Origin of the sequence: Pseudomonas sp. B21-054, assembly GCF_026016345.1 — a bacterium.
GTDB lineage: Bacteria > Pseudomonadota > Gammaproteobacteria > Pseudomonadales > Pseudomonadaceae > Aquipseudomonas.
The window spans coordinates 4,971,067-4,996,983 of record NZ_CP087204.1 but is presented as its reverse complement, the minus strand read 5'-3'; the positions used below and the strand labels follow the sequence as shown (position 1 = coordinate 4,996,983).

The window sequence follows — 25,917 nt, the reverse complement described above, 5'->3', positions numbered from 1 at the left end:
TTATTTCATTCTTTCTTCCCTTCTTGGTGCGTAAATCCGATATGAGTTCCGCTCTGTCCATCCGGCAGTTAACCAAAACCTACGGCAACGGTTTCCAGGCCCTGAGTGGTATCGATCTGGACGTCGCCGAAGGTGACTTCTTCGCCTTGCTCGGCCCCAACGGCGCCGGCAAATCCACCACCATCGGTATTCTTTCCACCCTGGTGAACAAAACCAGCGGCACGGTGAATATCTTCGGCCATGACCTGGACCGCGAACCCGCCGCGCTCAAGCGCTGCATCGGCGTGGTGCCCCAGGAGTTCAACTTCAACCAGTTCGAAAAAACCTTCGACATCGTCGTGACCCAGGCCGGTTACTACGGCATCCCGCCGAAGATCGCCAACGAGCGCGCCGAGCAATACCTGACTCAGTTGGGGTTGTGGGACAAGCGTGACGTGCCGTCCCGTTCCTTGTCCGGCGGCATGAAGCGGCGACTGATGATTGCCCGCGCACTGGTGCACGAGCCGCGTCTGTTGATCCTCGACGAACCGACCGCGGGCGTGGACATCGAGCTGCGCCGTTCGATGTGGACCTTCCTGACCGAGCTGAACCAGAAAGGCATCACGATCATCCTCACCACGCATTACCTGGAAGAGGCCGAGCAGCTGTGCCGCAACATCGGCATCATCGACCATGGCACCATCGTCGAGAACACCAGCATGCGGCAGTTGCTCAGCCAACTGCATGTAGAAACCTTTCTGCTGGACCTGAAAAGCGATCTGCAGGTCGCGCCGCAGCTCATTGGCTATCCGGCCCGACTGGTGGACAACCACACCTTGGAAGTCCAGGTGGATAAAGCCGTGGGTATCACCGGGCTGTTCAGCCAACTGGCGCTGCAAAACATCGAAGTACTGAGCCTGCGCAACAAAACCAATCGCCTCGAGGAGTTGTTCGTGTCCCTGGTGGAGAAAAACCTGGCGAAGGTGGCTGTATGAGTTCCGAACTGCGCCCCAACCTCATCGCCCTCAATACCATCGTTTACCGTGAAGTCCGGCGCTTCATGCGGATCTGGCCACAGACCCTGCTGCCGCCGGCCATCACCATGGTTTTGTACTTCGTGATCTTCGGCAACCTGATCGGCCGGCAGATCGGCGACATGGGGGGCTTCACGTACATGGACTACATCGTGCCGGGGCTGATCATGATGTCGGTGATCACCAATGCCTACGGCAACGTGGTGTCTAGCTTCTTCGGCGCCAAGTTCCAGCGTTCGATCGAAGAGTTGATGGTCTCGCCGGTTTCGCCCCATACCATCCTGATCGGCTACGCCTTGGGTGGCGTATTGCGCGGTTTGGCGGTGGGCTTGATCGTGACCTTGCTGTCGCTGTTCTTCACCGATTTGCAGGTGCATCACTTGGGAGTGACGATATTGGTGGTGGTGCTCACGGCGACGATCTTTTCGCTGCTGGGGTTTATCAATGCCGTGTTTGCGCGCAACTTCGATGACATCTCCATTATCCCGACGTTCGTGCTGACGCCGCTGACCTATCTGGGCGGGGTGTTCTACTCGATCTCGTTGCTGCCACCGTTTTGGCAGACTGTGTCGCTGGCTAATCCGGTGCTGCACATGGTTAACGCTTTTCGCTACGGCATCCTTGGGGTTTCGGACATCAGGATCAGTATTGCGATTACCTTCATGGTGGTGGCGACCTTGGTGCTTTATGTGGGGTGTGCGCGGTTGTTGGTGAGTGGGCGGGGGATGCGGACTTAAGCGAGTGGTGGCGGGTATATAGACTGTGTGTATATCCGTTTTTTTGGTAACGGCTACTGGCGGTTCCGCCCTTATGTATGGACTCGCCTCCACTGTCACCCGCTTTTCAACACTGCGACCCGGCTGCATCTATGTATAAGGCCTATCGAGGAAGCCGTCTTCGACTTCTGGCCAACATTGGTTGAGCTCGCGGTATGCCGATTACGTTCAGGCCTCGAAGGCCGGTAAGGGCGCAGGCATCAATCCGCGACGGTCTGACCTGGGGTCAATGTTTTCTAGCAGGGGCTGGAGCGCTTTTACGCCCCGGTGGCAGAACTCTGTTGATCAGTAACTTGTCGCAGCCGGCCGGCCTTAGGCCGGTTGGCTGCGATAAGTCTGGTCATTCTGTAGCAGCACCCAGATGATTCGTAGGTTGCGATTCGCCAGTCGTACCGCCGCCTCCTTACGTCCTAGGCGACTCAACCAGCGATGCAAGCGCCGATCGTCGGGCTGCTCAGAATCAGGACGTAGGTGCCTCAATACGGCATGAGCCCCCTGAACCATCAGGCTGCGTATGTAACCATCGCCTCTTTTACTCATTCGGCCCAAGTGAACCTTTTGCCCGCTGCTGTTCTGATCAGGCACCATGCCAAAGTAGGCGGCAAACTGGCGTGCATCGGCAAAACGTTCGGGTTCGGTCTGCTTGGCTAGCATCGCTGTGGCGATGATCGGACCGACACCGCGTACCGTCATTAACCGTCTGGCTGTTTGATCCTGGTTCGCAGCGATCTCCAAGCGACCGGTCAATATGTTGATCCGCTCGCCTAACTGGCGCCATTCGCCCAGCAACTCGTCGATGAGTTCGCGCAACATGTCTGGCAGTGGTTGGGTAGCATCCTCCAGCACCCGAGGTAGGGTTTGACTGATAGCAACATCACCTTGTGCCAAGGCAAAACCGTGCTCCATCAATAGCCCACGCATCTGGTTACTCGTAGCTGTACGCCGACGCACATAACCCTGCCGGGCACGGTGCAATGCCTGCATGGCCAGTGCTGCAGTACTTTTGATGGGCACCGCCGCAATCTTGCTGTCCCGTCCCGCACGTAAAATAGCCAGCGCATCGTTGCGATCATTTTTTGCACCGCTGCGGTGGTTAGCCACCAGTTGCGCCGGAAGAACTCGTGCCAGATTGCCTTGCGCCTGTAACTGTCGTGCCCATGCTTGAGCACCTGGGCCGGTTTCCACCAGCACAACAATGCTTGGCGACAATTGGCGCAAGAAGGTGTGGAAGGCCTCACGCGACTTGATGCGCTCTTCATAGAGCACTCGGCCAAGGGCGTCTTCGCCTGCGACTTGAAATACCTGCTTGGCAAGATCAATCGCCACTGTCGTACAGGCCGACAGATCGATTGAAGACAGGGACTGTTTAAGCGTCGTATTCTTTTTCATGGACTCGCCCTCGCTGTCGTTGGCTTCTTAGACTGCCACCGCGGCGCATTGACGCCTCGGCGAGGGCGAGTCCATCCAATTACGGCCAGCCCTTTCAAGGTCTTTGATAAAATCCCCCAAAACCAGTCAGGGTGACGAAAGCAGTGTGGGCAGAAGTTCTAGCGCGGTTTGAGAAAAAAACACCGGCCAGTGTCATGACCAGAGTGATATTGGAACAAGCTGTTCCTGCTGAATGGGTCGATCAGGTGTTTGAAGAGCACCGTCAACGGCAGTACCCACGTGAGCTTTTGTTTTCAACCATCGTTGAACTGATGTCCCTTGTTTCATTGGGCTTGCGACCTTCGCTGCATGCCGCCGCGCGGCAGATGGAGGATCTTCCTGTCAGCTTGGCGGCGCTGTATGACAAAGTCAGCCGCACAGAGCCTGCGCTACTGCGCGCCCTGGTCACCGGCAGCGCAGAGCGCTTGGTACCAACGATAAAAGAACTGGGGCACTCAGCTATTTTGCCTGGCTGGCAACTACGGGTCGTTGACGGTAACCACCTGCCTTCCAGCGAAAAGCGTCTGGGCGCTTTGCGCCGTGAACGGGGCGCCGCCCGGCCTGGTTTTTCCGTTGTGGTTTACGACCCCGATCTGGACCAGGTCGTTGATCTTCAGCCTTGTGAAGATGCTTATGCCAGCGAGCGCGTCAGCGTGCTGCCCTTGCTGGAAAAGGCCTGTGCGGGACAACTGTGGATGGCCGATCGACTCTACTGCACGCTCCCGGTCATGGAGGCCTGCGAAGATACCGGGGCCTCGTTCATCATTCGCGAACAGAGCAAACATCCACGCCTGCTTAAGGAAAGCGACTGGCAGGTGCCTGTCGCGGTCGCGGCAGGCAGCGTGCGCGAGCAAACCATCGAAGTAAAAGGTGGACGCCAGTGGCGGCGAGTCGAACTGAACCTGCAAAATCCCACCGAATCCGGCGACATCAAGCTGCTGTTCTGGAGCAACTTGCCAGACTCTATCAGTGCTGAGCAAATCGCCGATTTGTATCGCCGTCGCTGGAGCATCGAAGGGATGTTCCAGCGCCTGGAAGCGGTGTTGGACAGTGAAATCGAATCCTTGGGCAACCCTAAAGCAGCCCTGCTGGGATTTGCGTCGGCCGTGTTGGCTTACAACGTTCTGGCCGTGCTCAAACGCAGCGTTGAGCAGGCGCATCGCCAGACCCTGCCCGACGATTGGGAAGCATCGATTTTTCACCTAACGGTACAGGTACGCAGCGGTTACGAGGGGATGCAAATAGCCTTGCCAGAATATCTATGCATCCCGATCCCCGCTGCAGGACTGACTCAGTACCTGCTTGCACTCGCTCGAAATATCCAGCCCAAAGCGGTCGCCAAGAGCAAGCGAGGCCCGAAAGTGCCCAAGGCAAAGGAGTGGCTTGAAGGCAAAGCCGCGAATGCCCATGTGTCAACGGATCGGGTGCTCAAGGCAGCTAAAGCCAAAAGACCTTGAAAGGGCTGGCCCTTACGGCGGGTCACTTTCGAAAATCCGGAAGCCGGCCCAGGCGAAAGTAACCAAAGCGCTTTGCCCCACCACTCGGTGCCTCGCCTAGGCTCGGCATGCCCGAACGCAGGCATTGCTCCGTGGGCCCACTGCGCAATACCTGCGTTCGGCCAGCGTGGTTAATGGGGCGTCGAGATCAAGATCAAGATCTAAAGCAAAGCAAGAGCGGGGGGTATATCCAGCATCTGTGTGGCTGGACCACCGCTATCGCGAGCAAGCTCGCTCCCACATGGAGTGGCGGGTGTTCACAGCATCTGCACACGACACAAAAAACCTGTGGGAGCGAGCTTGCTCGCGATGGCGTCGGCACAGCCAACATCACCACAAACTGACCTTCCGCTTTCGCGAGCAAGCCCGCTCCCACAGGAGGAACGCGTTCATCCCAAATCAGGTCGGCTATAAGGCCGCCTCGCTTTAGCTTTTGATTTTGATCTGGGGCGCCCCATTAACCACGCTGGCTGAACGAAGGTATTGCGCAGTGGGCAACCCGGCATGGATGCCGGGTTAGCCGCGCTGGGCCATGGATGGCCCTTCGCGGCGGCCCACGGAGCAATGCCTTCGTTCAGGCATGCCGAGCCCTAGCGAGGCACCGAGTGGTGGGGCAAGAGCGTTTGCGCTTCTCAAAAGTGAGCCGCCGTAAGGGCGGAACCGCCAGTAGCCGTTACCACAGCAACGGATATACACACAAAACCCCTCACATCCGACTTTTCTTACGCCGCTTCCACTGCCGAGTCACCCACCAACGCCAATAGCTCATGGTGACGAAGTAGGCGAGTGCACCCAGCACCAGGCCGGTCACCACCGAACCCAACAGAAACGGTTGCCACAAAGTGGCCAGCTGGCCGCTGATCCATTCCCAAGTCAGTTCCTCAGGCAACGTGCGGGGCGGTACATCCATCAGCCAGGCGCCGGTCTGATAGGTGCAGAAAAATACCGCCGGCATGGTGATCGGATTGGTCAGCCAGACCAGGCTCACTGCGATCGGTATATTGCCGCGCACCGTGATAGCCAGCGCTGCGGCCAGTAACATCTGCAAAGGGATCGGCAGGAAAGCGGCAAACAGACCGACAGCCATCGCCCGTGCCACGGAATGACGATTGAGGTGCCAAAGGTTGGGATCGTGCAAAAGGGTGCCGAGAAAGCGTAAGGATTTATGTTCCCGAATGCTCTCTGGGTCAGGCATGTAACGTTTGAATAGGCGCCGGGGCATAAGGCTTCTCGGTCGGTTCAAAGCAATAAAGCCGCAAGTATGTCCGGATTCTACGGCTGACAGATTCAGACTTTGTGACAATTGATAACGCCCGCGGTGCCCCTGACCGGCTATGCCTGAAGAGGGGACTCTCAAGGACGGGGTTATGCGCACAGGATTCGTCGCGCTTGCACTGGGGCTGTTGGCCCCGGTTTTTTTACCGGCACTGCCGCCGTTGTGGCTGATTGCAGCCATGCCGGTGTTCGCGCTGATGGTTTTGCCGTTTCGAACCTATCCGCTGGGTTTTTTCCTGTTCGGATTGGCTTGGGCTTGTCTGTCGGCGCAGTTTGCGCTGGACGACCGATTACCCGCCACGCTGGACGGAGAAACCCGCTGGGTCGAAGGCCGCGTCGTCGGCTTGCCGCAGTACAGCGACGGCGTGGTGCGTTTCGAACTGGCCGATGCCCAGTCACGGCGTACCCGGCTGCCAACCTCGATGCGCCTGGCCTGGTTTGGCGGTCCGCCCGTCAGCAGCGGCGAGCGATGGCGATTGGCAGTGAAACTCAAACGGCCCGCCGGGCTGCTGAACCCACACGGTTTTGACTATGAAGCCTGGCTGTTGAGTCGAGGCATCGGGGCGACTGGCACGGTCAAGGACGGCCGTCGCCTCCTGCCCGCCCAGGGCGCGTGGCGCGACGGCGTGCGACAGGCGCTGGCCCAGGTCGATGCCCAGGGGCGTTCCGGTGCGTTGGCGGCTTTGGTACTTGGCGACGGCAGTGGGTTGAGCCGCGATGACTGGCAAGTGCTGCAAGACACGGGAACCGTCCATTTGCTGGTGATTTCCGGGCAGCACATCGGCCTGCTCGCCGGGCTGGTGTACCTGCTTGTGGCCGGTGCAGCACGCTATGGCGTGTGGCCGGCGCGTCTGCCGTGGTTGCCCTGGGCCTGCGCGCTGGCCTTCAGCGCGGCCCTGGGCTACGGCTTGCTGGCCGGCTTCGAGGTGCCGGTGCGGCGGGCCTGCACGATGATCGGCCTGGTGCTGCTGTGGCGCTGGCGCTTCAAACATCCGGACCCTTGGTGGGCCTGGCTGCTGGCCTTTAATGGCGTGCTGCTGTTCGATCCGCTGGCCAGCCTGAGACCAGGATTCTGGCTGTCGTTTGCGGCGGTGGCGATACTGATGTTCACCTTTGGCGGTCGCCTGGGTCCCTGGCGCTGGTGGCAGACCTGGACCCGTGCCCAATGGCTGGTTGCGGTCGGCCTGTGTCCGTTGCTATTGATATTGGGCTTGCCGGTCAGCCTCAGCGGCCCCCTGGTGAACTTGCTGGCAGTGCCTTGGATCAGCCTGTTGGTGTTGCCATCGGCGCTGCTCGGCACGGCGTTGTTGCCGGTGCCATTCATTGGTGAGGGGCTGCTGTGGATGGCGGGCGGCTTGCTCGATTTGTTGTTCGAAGGGCTGGCATGGGTTGCCGGGCGAATGCCGGCGTGGATGCCTGCTTCGGTCCCGCTCTGGGCCTGGGGCATCGCCGCCCTCGGTGCTTTTTTACTGCTGTTGCCCAAGGGCCTGCCGCTGCGGGTGCTGGGGTGGCCGATGCTGCTGTTGATGGTTTTCCCGCCGCGAGAAAGCGTGCCGCCAGGCCATGCCGAAATCTGGCACCTGGACGTAGGCCAAGGGCTTGCGGTGCTCGTGCGTACCCGTCGCCATACTCTGCTCTACGATGCCGGGCCGCGCTTTGGTGAGGCTGACGCGGGCGAGCGTGTCGTGCTGCCCACCTTGCGCAAGCTGGGGGTGCAGGCCCTGGATTTGATGCTGCTCAGCCATGCCGATGCCGACCACGCTGGCGGTGCCCGCGCCGTGCGTAACGGCCTGTCAACGACGCGCGTGATCAGCGGAGATCCTGCCGCGCTGCCTGATGAACTGCAGGCGGGAGCCTGCGACAGCGGCGAGCGATGGGAGTGGGACGGGGTCAGGTTCGAACTCTGGCAATGGTCCGCAGCCCTGGAAAGCAACCAGAAGTCCTGCGTCTTGCTGGTGGAGGCCGGCGGTGAACGCCTGCTGCTGACTGGCGATATCGATACCCATGCTGAACGCGCCTTGCTCGATGGGCCCCTGGCGGTACCGATCCAATGGTTGGCCGCTGCGCATCATGGCAGCCGCAGCTCCTCGTCGATGGCGCTGTTGTCGCGCTTGAAACCTCATTCGGTGTTGATTTCCCGGGGACAAGGCAACGCGTTTGGTCATCCGCATCCCCGGGTGGTCGCTCGCTACCGACGGCTGGGGATGGCGATTTACGACAGCGCCGAACAGGGCGCCATTCGTCTGCAACTGGGCGCCCATGAACCTCCTTTCACCGAGGCCGGGCAACGACGCTATTGGCGCAGTCCGCCGTCTGCGGGGCTAAAGGCCGGACATTGACGCAGGTCACCTTGCGCGACGGACTTATCGGCAGGTCGGGCCTCCAAGGCGTGTCTGTATGATAAAGTGGCGCACTTTTTCGAGGGGGCTGTCACTGTGTGGGAATTGGTCAAATCCGGCGGCTGGATGATGTTGCCGATCATTCTGAGCTCCATCGCGGCACTGGGCATCGTTGCCGAACGCCTCTGGACCCTGCGGGCCAGCCGCGTGACCCCGGAGCATTTGCTCGGGCAGGTGTGGGTCTGGATCAAGGACAAACAACTGAACAAGGACAAGCTCAAGGAACTACGGGCCAGTTCGCCCCTGGGCGAAGTCCTGGCTGCAGGCCTGGCGAACTCCAAGCATGGTCGCGAGATCATGAAGGAGTGCATCGAAGAGGCCGCCGCCCGGGTCATCCATGAACTGGAGCGCTACATCAACACCCTGGGCACCATCGCCGCCATGTCCCCGCTGCTGGGGCTGTTGGGTACGGTGCTGGGTATGATCGACATTTTCAGCGCGTTCACCGGCTCCGGCATGACTACCAACGCCGCAGTGCTGGCGGGGGGGATTTCCAAAGCCTTGATCACCACCGCTGCCGGCCTGATGGTGGGTATCCCGGCGGTGTTCTTCCATCGGTTCCTGCAACGCCGCGTCGACGAGCTTGTGGTGGGTATGGAGCAGGAAGCCATCAAGTTGGTGGAGGTGGTGCAAGGTGATCGTGACGTGGACCTGGCCGGGGGCAAGCAGTGAAATTCCGCCGCAAACCCCGGGAAAACATCGAGATCAACCTCGCGTCGTTGATCGACGTGGTGTTCATCCTGCTGCTGTTTTTTGTCGTGACCACCACGTTCACCCGGGAAACCCAGCTCAAGGTCGAATTGCCGCAAGCCGTCAGTGGCTCGCCAGCTGAAGACCAGCAACTGAAAAACCTGGAAATCACCATCAGCGCCGAAGGTGCGTTCTCGGTGAACAACCAACTGCTGCCCAAGAGTGACCTGGCGAGCCTGATCGAGGCCCTGCAGAAGGAGTCCGGCGGCGACACCAACCTGCCGCTGTCCATCAGTGCCGATGGCAAGACCCCTCATCAATCGGTCATCACCGCCATGGACGCCGCCGGCAAGCTCGGTTTCAGCCATTTGCGCATGACCACGGTCGAGGCGGCGCCCGCACCCTGATGGCCATGTCCGATCGTTTGCTTGCCGCGTGGTACGAAGGTCATCCGGCCCTGACGTTGTTGCGGCCACTGGAATGGCTGTATCGGCGGGTGGTGGTGGGCAGGCGGGAGCGATTCCTGGCCGGCGAGGGGGAGATCTATCAGCCCCCCGTGCCGCTGATCGTAGTCGGCAATATCACGGTCGGCGGCACCGGCAAGACGCCGTTGATCCTGTGGATGATCCAGCACTGCCAGCGCAGAGGCCTGCGGGTCGGTGTGGTCAGTCGGGGCTATGGCGCCAAGCCGCCACAACTGCCATGGCAGGTCGAGGCCGAGCAGGGCGCCGACGTTGCGGGCGACGAGCCGCTGCTGATTGTCCAGCGCACCGGCGTGCCGCTGATGATCGATCCTGATCGCAGCCGTGCGGTCCGGGCACTGCTGGAAACCGAGGCGCTGGACCTGATCCTGTCTGATGACGGCATGCAGCATTACCGTCTGGCCCGGGACCTTGAGCTGGTGCTGATCGACAACGCCCGTGGCCTGGGTAACCGACGCTGCCTGCCCGCCGGTCCGTTGCGCGAGCCGGTCGAGCGCCTGCAATCGGTCGACGCCGTGCTGTACAACGGTGCCAGTGCCGACCGCGAAGACGGCTTCGCTTTCGAGTTGCGCCCCACCGAACTGGTGAACCTGGCCAGCGGCGAACGACGGCCCCTCGACCATTTTCCAGCCGGCCAGGCCTTGCACGCGGTGGCTGGCATCGGCAATCCCCAGCGTTTCTTCAAGACCCTCGAAACGCTACACTGGCGGCCAATACCGCACGGGTTTGCCGACCATGCCGAATACAGCGCCCAGGCGTTGAATTTCACGCCTTCGTTGCCGGTGGTCATGACGGAAAAGGACGCCGTCAAATGCCGTGCCTTCGCCGCACCCGACTGGTGGTACCTGGCGGTAGACGCCGCGCCATCGCCGGCCTTCGCGGACTGGTTCGATACGCAGTTGATGCGCCTGTTGCCGGATCGGCTTTTGCCTTAAAACCTTTTATCCAGGGGAGTTCCATGGACACCAAATTGCTCGACATTCTGGCCTGCCCAGTCTGCAAAGGCCCGCTCAAGCTCAGCGCCGACAAGAGCGAACTGATCAGTAAGGGCGCCGGCCTGGCCTATCCGATTCGTGATGGCATCCCGGTAATGCTCGAAAGCGAAGCCCGTACCCTGACCACCGATGAGCGCCTGGATAAATGACTACAGCCTTTACCGTCGTCATCCCCTCGCGCTTCGCCTCGACACGCCTGCCCGGCAAACCGTTGCTGTTGATCGCTGGCAAGCCGATGATCCAGCACGTGTGGGAACAGGCCTGCAAAAGCAGCGCTCAGCGTGTGGTGGTGGCGACGGACGATGCGCGCATCGTGGAGGCCTGCAAAGGCTTTGGCGCCGAGGTAGTCCTGACCCGCGAGGACCACAATTCCGGCACTGACCGCCTGGCGGAGGTCGCCGAGAAACTCGGCCTGGCACCTGACGCCATCGTGGTCAATGTGCAGGGCGATGAACCGTTGATCCCGCCCAGCGTGATCGATCAGGTCGCGGCGAACCTGGCGGCCCATGTCGAGGCACGCATGGCCACCCTGGCCGAACCGATCAAGGATGTGCAGACCCTGTTCAACCCTAGCGTGGTCAAGGTGGTCAGCGACCTCAACGGCCTGGCGCTGACCTTCAGCCGTGCGACATTGCCCTGGGCCCGGGATGCGTTCGCGCAAAACCAGGACGTGATGCCGGAAGGCGTGCCGTACCGCCGCCACATCGGCATCTATGCCTACCGCGCCGGTTTCCTCCAGGACTTCGTTGCATGGGGCCCATGCTGGCTGGAAAACACCGAGTCCCTGGAGCAACTGCGTGCCCTGTGGCATGGCGTGCGAATTCATGTCGCCGATGCGCTGATTGCCCCGCCAACGGGTGTCGATACCGCTGAAGACCTCGAGCGCGTTCGTCGCCTGCTGGAGGCCTGATGCGGGTTCTGTTCGTCTGCCTCGGCAATATCTGCCGTTCGCCCACCGCCGAAGGCATCTTGCGCCACAAGCTGCGCGAGGCTGGGCTGGGCGGGCAGGTGGAAGTCGCTTCCGCCGGCACCGGTGACTGGCATGTGGGCAAGGCCCCGGACAAGCGCAGCCAGGCGGCGGCCCTGAAACGGGGCTACGACTTGTCGGCCCAGCGCGCGCAACAGGTGACCCGCGCCGACTTCGCCGCCTACGACCTGATTCTGGCAATGGACAGCAGCAACTTGCGCCACCTTAAGGCCCTGCAACCGGCCAACGGCAGGGCCGAGCTGGACCTGTTCCTGCGGCGCTACGAGGCTGAACTCGATGACGTGCCGGACCCGTACTACGACGGCGAGCAGGGCTTCGAGCAGGTGTTGGACTTGATCGAGCGGGCCACGGATCGCCTGGTGATCGAATTAAAGGGGCGCTTATGACCCTGCAGATACAGGCGGGCGTCAGCCTCAAGCCCTTCAACAGTTTTGGCGTGGACGTGACGGCTCGGTTGTTCGCCGAAGCCCACAGCGATGATGATGTTCGCGAGGCGCTGGCCTATGCCTCCGGACATGAGGTGCCGCTGCTGGTGATCGGCGGCGGCAGCAACCTGTTGCTGACCGACGACATCGATGCGCTGGTGCTGCGCATGGCGAGCAAAGGGGTTCGCCTGCTCAGCGATGATGGCGAACGGGTGGTGGTCGAAGCCGAAGCAGGGGAGCCGTGGCACCCCTTCGTCCAGCACACGTTGGCGCAAGGTTGGTCGGGGTTGGAGAACCTCAGCCTGATTCCCGGAACCGTCGGGGCGGCACCGATGCAAAACATCGGCGCCTACGGTGTCGAGATCAAGGACGTCTTCGCTGGCCTCACCGCCCTGGATCGCCAAACCGGCGGGCTGCGCGATTTCACCCTCGAAGAATGCCGTTTCGCCTACCGCGACAGTCTGTTCAAGCAGCAGGCGGGGCGCTGGCTGATCCTGCGGGTGCGTTTTGCCCTCAGTCGCGCCGCGCATCTGCACCTGGAGTACGGCCCGGTCCGCCAACGGTTGACCGAGCAGGGCATCGAGCAGGCGACGCCTACCGATGTCAGTCGGGCCATTTGCAGCATTCGCAGCGAAAAACTTCCAGACCCGGCCGTGTTGGGCAATGCCGGCAGTTTTTTCAAGAATCCGCTGGTGCCGGCCTCGCACGTGGCGCAACTCAAAGTGCAGTACCCGGACCTGGTGGCTTATCCACAGCCCGAAGGGCAGATGAAAGTCGCCGCCGGCTGGCTGATCGAACGGGCCGGCTGGAAGGGTTTCCGCGAAGGTGACGCTGGGGTGCACACGTTGCAGGCGCTGGTGCTGGTCAACTATGGCAATGCCACTGGCCTGCAACTGTTGGACCTGGCCCGGCGCATCCAGAAAGACATCGCCGAACGTTTCCAGGTCGAGCTGGAAATGGAACCCAATCGGTACTGAAGCGCGCTTTCGCAACCCTCTGAAAAACGCCCTGCACACCCTGTAAACGATCATTCGTGCAGGATTGTGCAGGGCGTTTTGCTTGATCCTGGGTTAATTTAGCTCGCTAACGATGTCACCATTGGCATCTTGAAGGCCCGGTGCAGACGCCTGCGTGCGCATGCATAAGAGAGCCCGATCAGCCTGAGCCAGTCTGCGACAACCGAACCGTGAACCAAACGGCAGATTGCTCGACCCCATAACTCGAACCACTATGCGGGCGTGCCCATGATTACCCTGAAACTCAATGGAAAAGATCATCAACTGGATGTGACCGAGGACATGCCGCTGCTGTGGGCTATCCGGGATGTGGCCGGTTACAACGGCACTAAATTCGGCTGCGGCATGGGCCTGTGCGGCGCGTGCACTATTCACATCGACGGGGCCCCGGCGCGCAGCTGCATTACGCCGATCGGCTCAGTGAAAGGGCAGGACATCAGCACCATCGACGCGCTGCATACCGACCCCGTCGGGCAAGTCGTCCAGAAGGCCTGGCTCGATAGCGCAGTGGCCCAGTGTGGTTACTGCCAGGGCGGGCAAATCATGTCCGCGACCGCCTTGCTCAAGACCAACCCCAACCCGAGCGATGAGCAGATTGAAGAAGCCATGGTCGGTAACCTCTGCCGCTGTGGCACCTATAACCGGATCAAGACCGCGATCCGCCAGGCCTCCACTCACCTGAAGGAGGCCAAGGCATGAGCCGTTTGCCCAATGATTTTGTGCTGAGTAACCTCAGCCGTCGTGGCTTCCTCAAAGGCGCCAGCGCCACCGGTGTGCTGGTGCTGGCTGCCAGCTGGGGCCTGCAGGATGCCTTTGCCGAGGAAAAGAAATACGGCGCCGAGGGCATGCCCCATGGCGCGATCGATGACCCGAAGGTGTACGTGAGTATCGCCGCCGATGGCAGTGTGACGGTGATCTGCAACCGTTCGGAAATGGGCCAGGGTGTACGTACCAGCCTGAGCATGGTGGTGGCCGATGAATTGGACGCCGATTGGGCCAGGGTCTTGGTCAAGCAGGCCCCGGCCGATGAAGCGCGTTTTGGCAACCAGGACACCGACGGTTCGCGCAGCATGCGTCACTGGTACGAGCCGATGCGCCGTTGCGGTGCCGCTGCCCGGACCATGCTGGAACAAGCCGCCGCCGCGCAGTGGAACGTCCCGGTGGGTGAGTGCCGTGCGCAATTGCACAAAGTGCTGCACCAGCCTTCCGGCCGCGAATTGGGCTATGGCGAATTGGCTGCCGCCGCCAGTGCCTTGCCGGTGCCGGCCCGCGACAGCCTGCGTCTCAAGCAGCCATCCGAGTTCCGCTACATTGGCAAGGAAGCGAGCCGGGCCATCGATGGCGAAGACATCGTCAATGGCCGCGCCGTGTACGGTGCCGATGTGCATTTCGACGGCATGCTTTACGCCGTTATCGCCCGTCCGCCGGTCTATGGCGGCAAGGTCAAGACCGTGGACAGCAGCGCGGCGCTGAAAGTACCGGGCGTGGTCAAGGTGGTGCAGATCGAAGGGCGTCCGCTGCCCTCGGAATTCCAACCCCTGGGCGGTGTGGCGGTGCTGGCGAAAAACACTTGGGCGGCGATCAAAGGCCGCGAAGCGCTGAAAATCGAATGGGATGACGGCCCGAATGCCGGTTATGACTCCATTGCCTATCGCAAGGAACTGGAAGCGGCCGCCCTCAAGCCCGGAAAAGTCGTGCGCAGCAGCGGTGACCTCGACGATGCGCTGGCCAAGGCTGATTCGACGTTGGAGGCGTCGTACTATTTGCCGCACCTGTCCCAGTCCCCTATGGAGCCGATGGTTGCCGTTGCCCGGTTCAAGGACGGTCAATGCGAGGCTTGGGCGCCGAGCCAGGCGCCGCAGGTGACCCGTGAACGTGTCGCCGAACGCCTGGGTATTGCTTTCGAGAAGGTCACGGTGAACATCACGTTGCTGGGCGGCGGTTTCGGACGCAAGTCAAAACCTGACTTTGTCGTCGAAGCGGCCGTCCTCGCCAAGGAGTTTCCCGGCCAGGCAGTACGGGTGCAATGGACCCGCGAGGACGACATTCATCACTCGTATTTCCACACTGTATCGGCCGAATACCTGAAGGCTGGCCTGAACCAGGACGGTATGCCGTCCGGTTGGCTGCACCGCACCGTAGCCCCGAGCATCACCGCATTGTTTGCACCGGGCATGACTCACGAGGCGCCGTTCGAAATAGGCATGGGCGTGACCAACATGGCCTACGCCATTCCCAACCTGCGCCTGGAAAACCCCGAAGCGGTGGCTCATGCCCGGGTGGGCTGGTATCGCTCGGTGTCGAACATTCCTCACGGCTTCGCAATCCAGAGCTTCATTGACGAGCTGGCCCACAAAGCCGGTCAGGATCCGCTGAAGTACCAGCTCAAATTGCTCGGACCGGACCGTAAGATCGATCCGCGTACCTTGAGCGAAGAATGGAACTACGGCGAATCCCCCGAGCGTTACCCGATTGATACGGCGCGGATCCGCACGGTGCTGGAAACCGCCGCGAAGGCCGCCGGTTGGGGCCGGGAACTGCCCAAGGGGCGTGGCCTGGGGCTGGCGGTGCACTACAGCTTCGTCACCTACGTGGCGGCGGTGCTCGAGGTGGAGGTCAAGGACGATGGCACGGTGATCGTGCACAAGGCGGACATTGCCGTGGACTGCGGCCCGCAGATCAACCCTGAGCGTATCCGCTCGCAATTCGAAGGCGCCTGCGTCATGGGCCTGGGCAATGCCATGGTGGGTGAAATCAGCTTCAAGGATGGCAAGGTGCAGCAGGACAATTTCCACATGTACGAAGTGGCGCGCATGTCCCTGGCGCCCAAGGAAGTGGCGGTGCATTTGGTCACTCCGCCGGGGGAGGTGCCGTTGGGCGGTGTCGGCGAGCCGGGCGTGCCGCCGATTGCGCCGGCCCTGTGCAACGCGATTTTCGCTGCCACCGGTCAGCGCATTCGCAGCCTGCCGGTGCGTTATCAGCTGCAAGGCTGGCAACAGGCCAAAGCCTGATGGACAGCGTTGATCTGAACGTCTTGCGCAGCGTGCTTCAATGGCGCCGCGCCGGGCAGCGGGTGGTGTTGTTCACCGTGGTCCAGACCTGGGGCACTGCACCGAGGCCGCCGGGGGCAATGCTGGCCCTGCGCGAAGATGGCGTGGTGATTGGCTCGGTGTCGGGCGGTTGTGTCGAGGATGACTTGATCGCCCGGCTGCACGACGGTCGCATTCCGGCGGATGGACCACCGGTGCAACTGATCATCTATGGCGTGACCCGTGAGGAGGCGGCGCGCTTCGGCCTGCCGTGCGGCGGCACCTTGCGTCTGACCGAAGAGCGGGTTGGCGATCCACAGTGGGTGGCTGAGCTGTTGGAGCGCTGCGAAGCCCACGAGATTGTTGCCCGTGAACTGACGGTTGGCACGGGGCAGGTGGTGCTGACAGCGGCCAGTAAAACCGACGCCTTGGTGTTCGATGGCCACGTCCTGCGGGCCATCTACGGCCCGCGTTGGCGGCTTTTGTTGATCGGTGCCGGGCAACTGTCGCGTTACGTGGCGGAAATGGCCCGGCTGCTGGACTTTGAAGTGCTGATCTGCGATCCACGCAAAGAGTTTGTCTACGGTTGGGAGGAGCAGCATGGCCGGTTCGTCTCGGGTATGCCCGACGAAGCGGTGCTGAGTATCCAGCCCGACGAGCGCACCGCCATCGTGGCCCTGACCCATGATCCACGCCTGGATGACATGGCGCTGCTGACCGCCCTGGATTCCAAGGCGTTCTATGTCGGCGCCCTGGGTTCGCGGGTCAACAGCCAGAAACGCCGGGACAACCTGGCTCAGCTAGGCTTGTCAGCACAGGCTATCGAGCGGCTGCATGGGCCGATCGGCCTGTACATCGGCAGTCACACGCCTGCGGAAATCGCTTTGTCGCTGCTGGCCGAAATCGTGGCGATCAAAAATGGCGTGGAACTGCGTCAGAAAAAGCCGCTGTAAGCCGAAGGTGAGGAGGGCGTATGAGTGGGTCGATAGGCGTGATCATTCTCGCGGCCGGATCGGGCAGCCGTTTCCGTCAGGTAGCAGGTGCCGATAAGGATAAGTTGCTGGCCGATTGCACCGGGCGCGACGGTACCGTCCGCTCGGTGATCGAGCAGGTGCTGGTGAATTTGCCTGCCTCCCTGGAAAAGCGCGTCTTGGTGACGAGCCGGGATCGTCCGCAAGTCATCCGCATGGCCCAAGCCTACGGCTGCGATTTCTTGGAGCTGGATTCGCCCGGTTTGGGGGACAGCATCGCGGCCGGTGTCCAAGCCTGCCCGGACCTTGCTGGGTGGTTGATGGTACTGGGTGATATGCCGTTCATTCTGCCGTCGAGCATCGAGCAGGTGGTGGCGGGGATTCGCGAGGATGGCATCAGCGTGCCGGTCCTGGCCGGTGAGTACGGGCATCCGGTTGGATTCGGTCGTGAGTTTGGGCCGAAACTGATGGCGTTGACCGGCGATCGGGGGGCCAAGGTATTGTTTGCCGGGGCGCAAGTGGTCGAAGTGCCGGTGGACGACCCTGGCGTGACGTGGGATGTCGATGTGCCAGAGGCACTGGCCTTCAAATAACAGGCGACGCAGAACCCGGTGGGAGCGAGCTTGCTCGCGAAAGCGGTCTGACTTCGGCATTGAGGCAAACTGACCCGGCGCCATCGCGAGCAAGCTCGCTCCCGCATTGGATCTTCAGTGGGCATAAGTCTGGTGTCTGGTCCCAGTCCCGCTGTGGATAAGTCTGAAGGCATAAAAAAGCCCCGACTGGGGTTACCAGGCGGGGCTTTTTACTGGGCGGTGGAATCAGGCGTGAGGTTTAGGCTCGTGCTCTTTTTCCAGGGCTTCAGTGTGACGCGGCGCGATTTCTTCAGCGGTGTGCTGAGGTTCGTCGAACGTCGGAGCCGACTCAACCGGGGTTTCGGCGACCGGGGCAGGGGCTGCCTCGGCGACTTCTTCCACGACTGGCGCAGGCTCGGCAACAGGCGCTTGAGCGGCGGCAGCGGCAGCTTGTTCGGCTTCCTTCTGCAGACGCTCGGCTTCACGCTTGCGACGGCGCACTTCGCGCGGATCGTTCGGCGCACGGCCGTTCGCGGTCAGGGCGCTGGCAGGTGCAGGCTCTTCCACCGGGGCAGGGGCTTCGACAACCACCGGTGCCTCGACTACTGGAGCAGGCTCGACCACTTCGGGCTCGACCGCTTTCACAGGCTCTGGTGCTGGCTCAGGCTCGACAACAGGTGCCGGTGCGGCTGGCTCGGCGGTCCAGTTGAACGCAGTCTGCTCTTCGCGGGCAGGCTCTGGCGCCTTTTCCTCAGCCGGTGCTTCGACGACCGGTTCGGCAGCAACGACTGGGGCCTCGACGACCGGTGCAGGCTCGGCGGCGACTTCAGCTTCAGGCTGGACGTCATGGGCCGGTGCGAGTTCCACTTCTGGCGAGGCGGTGGCTTCTACCGGGGTAGTGGCTTCGACCACAGGCGCTTCAACCGGCGTGCTTTCCACCGCAGCGGTGGCACGTTCGGCTTGTTCGTGAGCCTGGGCTTCAGCCGGGGCGCTGATTGCGCTGCTGGCAACGGCCGCAGTCACGGCCAGGCCTGCAGCCAAGTCTGCAGCACTTGGTGCTTCAGCGTTCTCGGTGGACTCGGACTCTTCCGAACCTTCGATCACGTTGCCGTTGGCATCGCGCTGACGCTCACGACGGTTGCTGCGACGACGCTGGCCACGGGAGCGGCGGCGTGGACGATCGCCTTCGGCGTTGTCCTGACCGTCTTCCTGCAGTTGCTCTTCGGTGTTCAGCACTTCTTCTTCGCTGGCAGCGGCGGCGGCCTGCTCGGCGCGTGGCTGACGCTCTTCACGTGGCGGACGCGGTGCGCGCTCTTCACGAGGCTGGCGGGCCGGACGCTCTTCAGCGGTGGCGGCGGCAACGGCCGGAGCGGCATCCAGAGGCTCGCGCAGTTCGCGAACACGTTCTTCACGCTCGCCACGTGGCTTGCGATCTTCACGAGGGGCGCGTGGTTGACGCTCTTCACGCGGCGGACGCGGTGCGCGTTCCTCGCGGGCTACGGCTGGCGCTTCTTCACGGGCTTCACGAGGCTGGCGCTCTTCACGCGGCTCACGTGGCGCGCGTTCTTCACGCGGTGCACGTTCTTCCCGTGGCTTGCGTTCTTCATCACGGCGACCGTTACGGTTGCGGGTCTGCTGGCGACCGTTGCGGCGCTCCTCGTTGCGGGCAGGACGCTCGGTAGCGGCTGGCTTGGCGACAACGGCAGGCGCTGCTGGCTCTTCCTTGGTGGCGAACAGGCTGACCAGGGACTTCACCAGGCCTTTGAACAGGCTTGGTTCTGGTGCGGCAGCTGGTGCGGCAACCGGAGCGGCCACTTCGGTAGGGACCGGAGCGTTGGCGCGGGCCGGGGCCGTCTTGACCGCTGCTTCCTGGCGAACCAGGGTACGGGTGGCGGCGGCAGCTGGCTGGACTTCTTCCACTTCGGCAGCGGCCGCAGCGATCTCGTAGCTGGACTGGTTGGTGTGGGCTTCCGGGCTGTCATCGCGCAGGCGCTGCACTTCGAAGTGCGGCGTCTCGAGGTGGTCGTTCGGCAGGATGACGATACGGGCCCGGGTGCGCAGTTCTATCTTGGTGATCGAGTTGCGTTTTTCGTTGAGCAGGAACGCGGCCACTGGGATCGGCACTTGCGCGCGAACTTCGGCGGTGCGGTCTTTCAGGGCTTCTTCTTCGATCAGGCGCAGGATCGCCAGGGACAGCGACTCGACGTCACGAATGATGCCGGTGCCGTTGCAACGCGGGCAGACGATGCCGCTGCTCTCGCCCAGGGACGGACGCAGGCGCTGACGGGACATTTCCAGCAGGCCGAAGCGCGAGATGCGACCGACCTGTACGCGAGCGCGGTCGGCTTCCAGGCATTCGCGGACTTTTTCTTCCACGGCGCGCTGGTTCTTGGCCGGGGTCATGTCGATGAAGTCGATCACGATCAGGCCGCCGATGTCACGCAGGCGCAACTGACGGGCGATTTCTTCGGCCGCTTCAAGGTTGGTCTGCAGGGCGGTTTCTTCGATGTCGCTGCCTTTGGTGGCGCGCGCCGAGTTGATGTCGATGGACACCAGGGCTTCGGTCGGGTCGATGACGATGGAGCCGCCGGACGGCAGTTCGACGACGCGCTGGAAGGCGGTCTCGATCTGGCTTTCGATCTGGAAACGGTTGAACAGCGGAACGCTGTCTTCGTAGAGCTTGATCTTGCTGGCGTACTGCGGCATCACCTGGCGAATGAAGGTCAGGGCTTCGTCCTGGGCCTCGACGCTGTCGATCAGCACTTCGCCGATGTCCTGGCGCAGGTAATCGCGGATGGCGCGGATGATCACGTTGCTTTCCTGGTAGATCAGGAACGGCGCGGAGCGATCCAGCGAGGCTTCTTTGATGGCGGTCCACAGTTGCAGCAGGTAGTCGAGGTCCCACTGCATTTCTTCGCTGCTGCGGCCAAGGCCGGCCGTGCGAACGATCAGGCCCATGTCAGCCGGTGCAACCAGGCCGTTCAGGGCTTCACGCAGTTCGTTGCGCTCTTCGCCTTCGATGCGGCGGGAGATGCCGCCGGCACGCGGGTTGTTCGGCATCAGGACCAGGTAACGGCCGGCCAGGCTGATGAAGGTGGTCAGGGCTGCACCCTTGTTGCCACGTTCTTCTTTTTCGACCTGGACGATGACTTCCTGGCCTTCGCTCAGGACGTCCTTGATGTTGACGCGGCCTTCAGGGGACTTCTTGAAGTACTCGCGGGAGATTTCTTTGAGGGGCAGGAAGCCGTGGCGCTCGGAGCCGAAATCGACAAAGGCAGCCTCAAGGCTTGGTTCGATGCGAGTAATCCGGCCTTTATAGATGTTGGCCTTTTTCTGCTCGCGTGCACCGGATTCGATATCCAGGTCGTAGAGGCGCTGGCCGTCTACCAGTGCAACACGCAACTCTTCGGGTTGAGTTGCGTTAATCAGCATTCTTTTCATGTAGTACCGTCGGTTTCCGGGCTGCCGGAAACGGCGTTCGGCACACACGACTTCTCACGGTCGGTGTCAGGTGCGTCATGGAAGTGGCTGGGCCATTCCAGTGTCCAGCGAGTTCGACCCAATGATGGCGAAGTCGCGACGGACGCGTCCTGCTTGCTGGCTATTCAAGCACTCAGTCAGGAGGAGGAATCAACCGGCGCCTGTGGACGAGATGAAGCGTCTAAATATAAGCCTAGTGCTACACAGTCCGACGGTTGTACATCTCCACCCTACACGTATCCCTGATAATCGGGTGCTGCCGCGCGCAGAATCCGCAGCGGGTTGGCATTTACCGTGAGCTCCGGAAGGGGAGGTCACGCATCATGGCTAATTTAGGCGTTGTTTCCGAGGCTCTCGCTCGGGTTCGTTCGTAGCTGACTGCACTTTGTGAACTGGCCGTGAATGTGGCGCGCAAAGCGAGTCAAAACTCTGCTTTGCCGCGTATTTCAGGCCTCATGTCACCTGCGCTCGTTACACCTGCAAACTCTACCGTTACGTAGCGAAAGCCCCGTAGGACGGCCTCTCGTCCTCGTGAATTGCGTTGGTCAGGGCCGGTTTTTGGCCGTTAGTCCGCTGTCCAGCCACTTTTGGCGGCGTTCGCGACTATAGCAGCAATGATTAAGTGCTTCAATTCCATAAAAAATTGTTATGATCGCCGCCATGACAACTACTGCCCCTTCGACCCCTGGCGTTCAACTGCTCGAGGTCTCGCCGGAATATGCCGGCCAACGAATCGATAATTTCCTGCTAGCCCGGCTCAAAGGCGTGCCCAAGACCTTGATTTACCGCATTTTGCGTAAAGGCGAAGTGCGGGTGAACAAGGGCCGGATCAAGCCCGAATACAAGCTCCAGGCCGGTGATATCGTGCGCGTGCCGCCGGTTCGCGTGCCCGAACGCGATGAGCCTGTGCCCCTGGCCCAAGGTCTATTGCAGCGCCTTGAAGCTTCGATCGTCTTTGAAGACAAAGCCCTGATCGTGATCAACAAGCCCGCGGGCATTGCGGTTCACGGCGGCAGCGGCCTGAATTTCGGCGTGATTGAAGCCTTCCGTCAGTTGCGTCCCGATGCCAAGGAGTTGGAGCTGGTCCATCGCCTGGATCGCGACACCTCCGGCCTGCTGATGATCGCCAAGAAGCGCAGTATGTTGCGCCATTTGCATGAGCAGCTGCGCGGCGATGGCGTCGACAAGCGCTATATGGCGCTGGTACGGGGTCGTTGGGACACGTCCATCAAGCAAGTTCGCGCGCCGTTGCTCAAGAGCAACCTGCGTTCCGGCGAGCGCATGGTGGAAGTCAACGAGGAAGGCAAGGAGGCGCTGACGGTTTTCAAGGTGCTGCGCCGCTTCGGTGACTTCGCCACTCTGGTCGAGGCCAAACCGGTGACGGGGCGTACTCACCAGATCCGTGTCCATACCCTGCATGCCGGGCATTGCATCGCCGGCGACAGCAAATACGGCGATGACGATTTCAGCAAGGAAATCCGCGATCTGGGCGGCAAGCGCCTGTTTCTCCATGCCTATATGCTCACTGTGCCGCTGCCCGATGGTGGCGAGTTGAAATTGCAGGCTCCCGTGGATGATATGTGGGCCAAGACCGTGGAGCGGTTGAGTGCATCCTGATTACAAACTGCTGATCTTCGATTGGGACGGCACTCTGGCCAACTCCATTGGTCGTATCGTGGAGTCGATGCATGTCGCGTCGGATCGTACGGGCTTTGTCCGGCGTGATGACTTTGCAGTAAAAGGCATCATCGGCCTGGGTTTGCCAGAAGCCATTCGCAGCCTGTATCCGGAGATTGGCGACGATGAGCTGGTGGTTTTTCGCCAGCACTATGCCGATCACTACATTGCGCTGGAGGCCGAGCCTTCGCCGTTGTTCGAGGGTGTGGTTCATACCCTTGAAACCTTGAAGGGCGAGGGTTATCGCTTGGCGGTCGCGACCGGCAAGGCTCGTCGTGGGCTGGATCGGGTCTTGAAATCCCATGGTTGGGACGATTACTTCGATATCACCCGTGCAGCGGATGAAACCGCCAGCAAGCCGCATCCATTGATGCTCGAGCAGATACTGGCTCATTGCGAGATGCGACCGGAACAGGCGTTGATGGTGGGGGATTCGTCGTTCGATCTGCAAATGGCCCGCAATGCCGGCATGGGCTCGGTGGCTGTCAGCTATGGCGCGCAATCCATCGAGGCGCTACGGGCATTCGAGCCGCGGCTGGCGATTGACCATTTTCCTGAATTGCACGCCTGGCTGAGCCAGCGCGCCGATTAAAGTCTGTTGAGGATGCATGTATGACCGATGAATGGAAGGCACCGGCCAAGGCGAGCGCTGACAACGGTGACGAAAAAAGCTGGAAGCTGCTGGAAAAGACCCTGTTGGCGGGGGTGGAGGAACAGCGTCGTGCGCGCCGCTGGGGGATCTTCTTCAAGTGCCTGGTCTTCATCTATCTGTTTTTCGGCTTGGCGATGATCTTTCAGGCCCTTGATGGCAAGAAGAGTCCGGGAGGTGGTTCGGCCTATACGGCGGTCATCGACATCGAAGGCGTGATTGCCGACAAGGAAGCGGCCAGTGCGGACAATATTATCGGCAGCCTGCGGGCCGCGTTTGAAGATTCGAAGGTCAAGGGCGTGGTGCTGCGCATCAACAGTCCGGGTGGCAGCCCGGTGCAGGCCGGCTATGTCTATGACGAAATCGTCCGCCTGCGCGCGGCGCATCCGGATATCAAGCTCTACGCGGTGATTTCCGACCTCGGTGCTTCCGGTGCCTATTACATTGCCAGTGCGGCGGACCAGATCTATGCCGACAAGGCCAGCCTGGTTGGCTCCATTGGTGTGACCGCCGCGGGTTATGGCTTCGTCGAGACGCTGGACAAGCTCGGCGTGGAACGCCGGGTCTACACCGCCGGTGAACACAAATCCTTCCTTGATCCGTTCCAGCCGCAGAAGCCGGAGGAAACGGCGTTCTGGCAGGGCGTGCTCGACACGACCCACAAGCAGTTCATCGCCAGCGTCAAGAAAGGGCGGGGTGAGCGGCTGAAAGACAAGGAGCATCCGGAGTTGTTCTCCGGGCTGGTCTGGTCGGGCGAGCAGGCGTTGCCGCTGGGCTTGATCGACGGCTTGGGCAGCGCCAGTTCGGTGGCTCGGGATGTGATTGGCGAGAAGGAACTGGTGGATTTCACCATCGAAGAGTCGCCGATTGACCGCTTCTCGAAAAAGCTGGGGGCCAGCATCGCTGAGCGTCTGGCGATGTGGATGGGGTTCCAGGGGCCGGCGTTGCGCTGATTGCCTTGGAGTTTCAATGCGGGGGAGGCTGACAGCCCCTCTGTTGCGAGGGGGTTTATCCCCGTTGGGCGCGAAGCGCCCCTTAATCTGTCGCCTCGGTGCGCGGCTCCATTGATAGGGCCGCCCCAGCGGGGATAAATCCCCTCGCCACGAGTTTTGTATTTAGCAGTGGTAACTCTCAATGACCAGGCTTCAGGGGATTTGCACGCCCTCGGCCAGCAACATGTCCACAAGGCGAATCAGCGGCAGCCCGACCAGGCTGGTGGCGTCCGGGCCTTCGGTGCTCTGGAACAGGCTGACGCCAAGCCCTTCGGCCTTGAAGCTGCCGGCGCAGTCATAGGGCTGCTCGGCCCGCAGGTAGCGCTCAATGCGCTCTGGGTCCAGTACGCGCATGTTCACGGTAAACGGAACGCAATCGACCTGGCAGGTACCGGTCTGGCTGTTTAGCAGCGCCAGGCCCGTCAGGAAGGTGACCCTGGCGCCGCTGGCGGCCAGCAGTTGTTCGCGGGCGTTCTCGAAGGTGTGGGGCTTGCCCAGGATGCGCTCGCCGAGCACGGCCACCTGGTCCGAGCCGATGATTAGGTGCGCCGGGTGACTGCCCGCCAGCGCCAGGGCTTTCCCCCGGGCCAGGCGCTTTACCAGGTCGAGGGCGGATTCGCCGGGGCGATGGCTTTCGTCGATGTCCGGGGAGCTGCAGACGAACGGTAGCCTCAGGCGTGCGAGCAATTCCCGGCGATAGACGGAGCTTGAGGCGAGTAATAAAGGCAGCATGGGCGTCTCCAAAAGGCAGGGCCGAATTCTAGCGAGGCGCGCAAGTAACGGACAGGGCTGAATTTCCTTTGACATGGCCGGGTGCATCCCTATAATGCTGCGCCTATGTTGAATGACCCGATTCCACCTCACGTTGACCCGCGCAAATTGGCTGACCGTGGCACCACCCTTCAAGGTGAATTGCTGCTGGCCGATTTGAAGAGACTCTGCGACCCGCTTTCCGACGATGTCGGTACGGTCCAGGCCAAATTCGTTTTTGAACGAGATGAACGTAAATCTGTGGTAATCCACAGCTTTATCGACACTGAAGTCAAAATGGTTTGCCAGCGTTGTCTTGAGCTGGTCACCCTGCCGATCCAAAGCGAGTGCAGTTACGCCGTGGTGAAGGAGGGTGCGAATACCCAGTCGTTGCCGAAAGGTTATGACGTGCTGGAACTGGGCGAAGATCCATTGGATCTGCAGTCACTGATCGAGGAGGAGCTTCTGCTCGCCTTGCCCATTGTGCCTGCTCATCATCCGGAAGAATGCCAGCAGCCGGCGGGAGCAGATGAGCCCGAACCGAGCGAGGACGAGGTAACGCGGTCCAACCCGTTCAGTGTATTGGCGCAGTTAAAGCGTGACCCAAACGTTTAGGAGTTAATCAATTATGGCTGTTCAGCAGAACAAAAAATCCCGCTCTGCCCGTGACATGCGCCGTTCGCACGACGCGCTCGAGGCTAGCACCCTGTCCGTAGAAAAAACCACCGGTGAAGTTCACCTGCGTCACCACGTATCGCCAGAAGGCGTATACCGTGGTCGCAAAGTGATCGACAAGGGCGCTGACGAGTAATCC

Annotated in this window: 24 protein-coding genes; 20 read left to right on the top strand and 4 right to left on the bottom strand. The window is 61.3% G+C overall.

Annotation, left to right across the window (positions count from 1 at the left end; genetic code table 11):
* Positions 1-41 precede the first annotated feature (41 nt).
* Together LOY70_RS21565 and LOY70_RS21560 are read left to right on the top strand one after the other, a co-directional pair.
* Positions 42-974 carry an ABC transporter ATP-binding protein gene (locus LOY70_RS21565; protein ID WP_123345951.1) on the top strand — a complete coding sequence of 311 codons (933 nt, stop codon included), beginning with the start codon at positions 42-44 and terminating at the stop codon, positions 972-974.
* The gene (locus tag LOY70_RS21560; RefSeq protein ID WP_265029265.1) at positions 971-1,750 is read left to right on the top strand and encodes an ABC transporter permease; all 780 of its coding nucleotides are present in this window, start codon (positions 971-973) and stop codon (positions 1,748-1,750) included. Before LOY70_RS21565 ends, LOY70_RS21560 begins: the two co-directional genes overlap by 4 nt.
* A 351-nt stretch (positions 1,751-2,101) precedes the next feature.
* Here the strand turns inward: LOY70_RS21560 and LOY70_RS21555 are convergent, their stop codons facing one another.
* Entirely contained in the window at positions 2,102-3,133 is a 1,032-nt protein-coding gene (locus LOY70_RS21555) for an IS110 family transposase (RefSeq protein WP_265038044.1), read from the bottom strand.
* Positions 3,134-3,372: 239 nt separating this feature from the next.
* On the opposite strand from LOY70_RS21555, the gene LOY70_RS21550 reads away from it, so the two are divergent.
* Positions 3,373-4,674 carry an IS4 family transposase gene (locus tag LOY70_RS21550; RefSeq protein WP_265037986.1) on the top strand — a complete coding sequence of 434 codons (1,302 nt, stop codon included), beginning with the start codon at positions 3,373-3,375 and terminating at the stop codon, positions 4,672-4,674.
* 745 nt (positions 4,675-5,419) lie between these two features.
* Here LOY70_RS21550 and LOY70_RS21545 read toward each other — a convergent pair.
* Positions 5,420-5,935 carry a DUF2062 domain-containing protein gene (locus tag LOY70_RS21545; protein WP_025214877.1) on the bottom strand — a complete coding sequence of 172 codons (516 nt, stop codon included), beginning with the start codon at positions 5,933-5,935 and terminating at the stop codon, positions 5,420-5,422.
* Between the two features lie 145 nt (positions 5,936-6,080).
* Between LOY70_RS21545 and LOY70_RS21540 the strand changes: the two genes are divergently transcribed.
* The 12 genes from LOY70_RS21540 (at position 6,081) to LOY70_RS21485 (ending at position 17,576) form a co-directional block, all read left to right on the top strand.
* Positions 6,081-8,327, top strand: coding sequence for a DNA internalization-related competence protein ComEC/Rec2 (locus LOY70_RS21540; protein ID WP_265029264.1), 2,247 nt, complete (start codon positions 6,081-6,083; stop codon positions 8,325-8,327).
* 96 nt (positions 8,328-8,423) lie between these two features.
* Positions 8,424-9,059, top strand: coding sequence for a MotA/TolQ/ExbB proton channel family protein (locus LOY70_RS21535; protein ID WP_170842311.1), 636 nt, complete (start codon positions 8,424-8,426; stop codon positions 9,057-9,059).
* Complete coding sequence (locus tag LOY70_RS21530; protein WP_013694002.1) at positions 9,056-9,484, top strand: ExbD/TolR family protein; 429 nt, start codon at positions 9,056-9,058, stop codon at positions 9,482-9,484. The genes LOY70_RS21535 and LOY70_RS21530 overlap by 4 nt, the downstream gene beginning before the upstream one ends.
* The gene (gene lpxK / locus LOY70_RS21525) at positions 9,484-10,494 is read left to right on the top strand and encodes a tetraacyldisaccharide 4'-kinase (protein ID WP_265029263.1); all 1,011 of its coding nucleotides are present in this window, start codon (positions 9,484-9,486) and stop codon (positions 10,492-10,494) included. Before LOY70_RS21530 ends, lpxK begins: the two co-directional genes overlap by 1 nt.
* 23 nt (positions 10,495-10,517) lie before the next feature.
* A complete protein-coding gene (locus tag LOY70_RS21520) occupies positions 10,518-10,703 on the top strand; it encodes a Trm112 family protein (RefSeq protein ID WP_265029262.1) in 186 nt (61 codons plus the stop codon).
* Complete coding sequence (gene kdsB / locus LOY70_RS21515; protein ID WP_265029261.1) at positions 10,700-11,464, top strand: 3-deoxy-manno-octulosonate cytidylyltransferase; 765 nt, start codon at positions 10,700-10,702, stop codon at positions 11,462-11,464. The genes LOY70_RS21520 and kdsB overlap by 4 nt, the downstream gene beginning before the upstream one ends.
* Positions 11,464-11,928 (top strand): low molecular weight protein-tyrosine-phosphatase, encoded by a 465-nt coding sequence (locus LOY70_RS21510; RefSeq protein ID WP_265029260.1) that lies wholly within the window; start codon positions 11,464-11,466, stop codon positions 11,926-11,928. Before kdsB ends, LOY70_RS21510 begins: the two co-directional genes overlap by 1 nt.
* Positions 11,925-12,944, top strand: a complete 1,020-nt coding sequence (gene murB, locus LOY70_RS21505) for a UDP-N-acetylmuramate dehydrogenase (protein ID WP_265029259.1) — start codon at positions 11,925-11,927, stop codon at positions 12,942-12,944. The genes LOY70_RS21510 and murB overlap by 4 nt, the downstream gene beginning before the upstream one ends.
* 267 nt (positions 12,945-13,211) lie before the next feature.
* Entirely contained in the window at positions 13,212-13,682 is a 471-nt protein-coding gene (locus tag LOY70_RS21500; RefSeq protein WP_025214869.1) for a (2Fe-2S)-binding protein, read from the top strand.
* On the top strand, positions 13,679-15,994 hold the full coding sequence (locus tag LOY70_RS21495; RefSeq protein ID WP_265029258.1) for a xanthine dehydrogenase family protein molybdopterin-binding subunit: 2,316 nt from the start codon (positions 13,679-13,681) through the stop codon (positions 15,992-15,994). The genes LOY70_RS21500 and LOY70_RS21495 overlap by 4 nt, the downstream gene beginning before the upstream one ends.
* On the top strand, positions 15,994-16,965 hold the full coding sequence (locus tag LOY70_RS21490; RefSeq protein ID WP_265029257.1) for an XdhC family protein: 972 nt from the start codon (positions 15,994-15,996) through the stop codon (positions 16,963-16,965). The genes LOY70_RS21495 and LOY70_RS21490 overlap by 1 nt, the downstream gene beginning before the upstream one ends.
* 20 nt (positions 16,966-16,985) lie before the next feature.
* Positions 16,986-17,576, top strand: coding sequence for an NTP transferase domain-containing protein (locus LOY70_RS21485; protein ID WP_265029256.1), 591 nt, complete (start codon positions 16,986-16,988; stop codon positions 17,574-17,576).
* A 225-nt stretch (positions 17,577-17,801) separates the two neighbouring features.
* Here LOY70_RS21485 and rne read toward each other — a convergent pair whose 3' ends face one another.
* Positions 17,802-20,996, bottom strand: coding sequence for a ribonuclease E (gene rne, locus LOY70_RS21480; protein WP_413776612.1), 3,195 nt, complete (start codon positions 20,994-20,996; stop codon positions 17,802-17,804).
* 699 nt (positions 20,997-21,695) lie between these two features.
* Here rne and rluC point away from each other — a divergent pair.
* From rluC to LOY70_RS21465, 3 genes are read left to right on the top strand one after another with little or no spacing between them, the layout of a single operon-like run.
* On the top strand, positions 21,696-22,652 hold the full coding sequence (gene rluC / locus LOY70_RS21475) for a 23S rRNA pseudouridine(955/2504/2580) synthase RluC (RefSeq protein ID WP_123416028.1): 957 nt from the start codon (positions 21,696-21,698) through the stop codon (positions 22,650-22,652).
* Positions 22,642-23,304 (top strand): HAD-IA family hydrolase, encoded by a 663-nt coding sequence (locus LOY70_RS21470; RefSeq protein ID WP_265029254.1) that lies wholly within the window; start codon positions 22,642-22,644, stop codon positions 23,302-23,304. Before rluC ends, LOY70_RS21470 begins: the two co-directional genes overlap by 11 nt.
* Before the next feature lie 20 nt (positions 23,305-23,324).
* Positions 23,325-24,314 (top strand): S49 family peptidase, encoded by a 990-nt coding sequence (locus LOY70_RS21465; protein ID WP_123345923.1) that lies wholly within the window; start codon positions 23,325-23,327, stop codon positions 24,312-24,314.
* Between the two features lie 192 nt (positions 24,315-24,506).
* On the opposite strand, the gene LOY70_RS21460 is transcribed toward LOY70_RS21465, so the two are convergent.
* The gene (locus LOY70_RS21460; protein ID WP_265029253.1) at positions 24,507-25,085 is read right to left on the bottom strand and encodes a Maf family protein; all 579 of its coding nucleotides are present in this window, start codon (positions 25,083-25,085) and stop codon (positions 24,507-24,509) included.
* Positions 25,086-25,190: 105 nt separating this feature from the next.
* On the opposite strand from LOY70_RS21460, the gene LOY70_RS21455 reads away from it, so the two are divergent.
* Positions 25,191-25,718, top strand: a complete 528-nt coding sequence (locus LOY70_RS21455) for a YceD family protein (RefSeq protein WP_265029252.1) — start codon at positions 25,191-25,193, stop codon at positions 25,716-25,718.
* Between the two features lie 13 nt (positions 25,719-25,731).
* A complete protein-coding gene (rpmF, locus tag LOY70_RS21450; RefSeq protein ID WP_003179396.1) occupies positions 25,732-25,914 on the top strand; it encodes a 50S ribosomal protein L32 in 183 nt (60 codons plus the stop codon).
* The last annotated feature ends 3 nt before the right edge of the window (positions 25,915-25,917 follow it).

What these genes read in the sequence shown, in the direction of transcription:
- LOY70_RS21565 (WP_123345951.1), top strand. Translation starts at nt 42, where the DNA reads ATGAGTTCCGCTCTGTCCATCCGGCAGTTAACCAAAACCTACGGCAAC.
- LOY70_RS21560 (WP_265029265.1), top strand. Translation starts at nt 971, where the DNA reads ATGAGTTCCGAACTGCGCCCCAACCTCATCGCCCTCAATACCATCGTT.
- LOY70_RS21550 (WP_265037986.1), top strand. Translation starts at nt 3,373, where the DNA reads ATGACCAGAGTGATATTGGAACAAGCTGTTCCTGCTGAATGGGTCGAT.
- LOY70_RS21545 (WP_025214877.1), bottom strand. Translation starts at nt 5,935, where the DNA reads ATGCCCCGGCGCCTATTCAAACGTTACATGCCTGACCCAGAGAGCATT.
- LOY70_RS21540 (WP_265029264.1), top strand. Translation starts at nt 6,081, where the DNA reads ATGCGCACAGGATTCGTCGCGCTTGCACTGGGGCTGTTGGCCCCGGTT.
- lpxK (WP_265029263.1), top strand. Translation starts at nt 9,484, where the DNA reads ATGGCCATGTCCGATCGTTTGCTTGCCGCGTGGTACGAAGGTCATCCG.
- LOY70_RS21520 (WP_265029262.1), top strand. Translation starts at nt 10,518, where the DNA reads ATGGACACCAAATTGCTCGACATTCTGGCCTGCCCAGTCTGCAAAGGC.
- kdsB (WP_265029261.1), top strand. Translation starts at nt 10,700, where the DNA reads ATGACTACAGCCTTTACCGTCGTCATCCCCTCGCGCTTCGCCTCGACA.
- LOY70_RS21510 (WP_265029260.1), top strand. Translation starts at nt 11,464, where the DNA reads ATGCGGGTTCTGTTCGTCTGCCTCGGCAATATCTGCCGTTCGCCCACC.
- murB (WP_265029259.1), top strand. Translation starts at nt 11,925, where the DNA reads ATGACCCTGCAGATACAGGCGGGCGTCAGCCTCAAGCCCTTCAACAGT.
- LOY70_RS21500 (WP_025214869.1), top strand. Translation starts at nt 13,212, where the DNA reads ATGATTACCCTGAAACTCAATGGAAAAGATCATCAACTGGATGTGACC.
- LOY70_RS21495 (WP_265029258.1), top strand. Translation starts at nt 13,679, where the DNA reads ATGAGCCGTTTGCCCAATGATTTTGTGCTGAGTAACCTCAGCCGTCGT.
- LOY70_RS21490 (WP_265029257.1), top strand. Translation starts at nt 15,994, where the DNA reads ATGGACAGCGTTGATCTGAACGTCTTGCGCAGCGTGCTTCAATGGCGC.
- LOY70_RS21485 (WP_265029256.1), top strand. Translation starts at nt 16,986, where the DNA reads ATGAGTGGGTCGATAGGCGTGATCATTCTCGCGGCCGGATCGGGCAGC.
- rne (WP_413776612.1), bottom strand. Translation starts at nt 20,996, where the DNA reads ATGAAAAGAATGCTGATTAACGCAACTCAACCCGAAGAGTTGCGTGTT.
- rluC (WP_123416028.1), top strand. Translation starts at nt 21,696, where the DNA reads ATGACAACTACTGCCCCTTCGACCCCTGGCGTTCAACTGCTCGAGGTC.
- LOY70_RS21465 (WP_123345923.1), top strand. Translation starts at nt 23,325, where the DNA reads ATGACCGATGAATGGAAGGCACCGGCCAAGGCGAGCGCTGACAACGGT.
- LOY70_RS21460 (WP_265029253.1), bottom strand. Translation starts at nt 25,085, where the DNA reads ATGCTGCCTTTATTACTCGCCTCAAGCTCCGTCTATCGCCGGGAATTG.
- LOY70_RS21455 (WP_265029252.1), top strand. Translation starts at nt 25,191, where the DNA reads ATGTTGAATGACCCGATTCCACCTCACGTTGACCCGCGCAAATTGGCT.
- rpmF (WP_003179396.1), top strand. Translation starts at nt 25,732, where the DNA reads ATGGCTGTTCAGCAGAACAAAAAATCCCGCTCTGCCCGTGACATGCGC.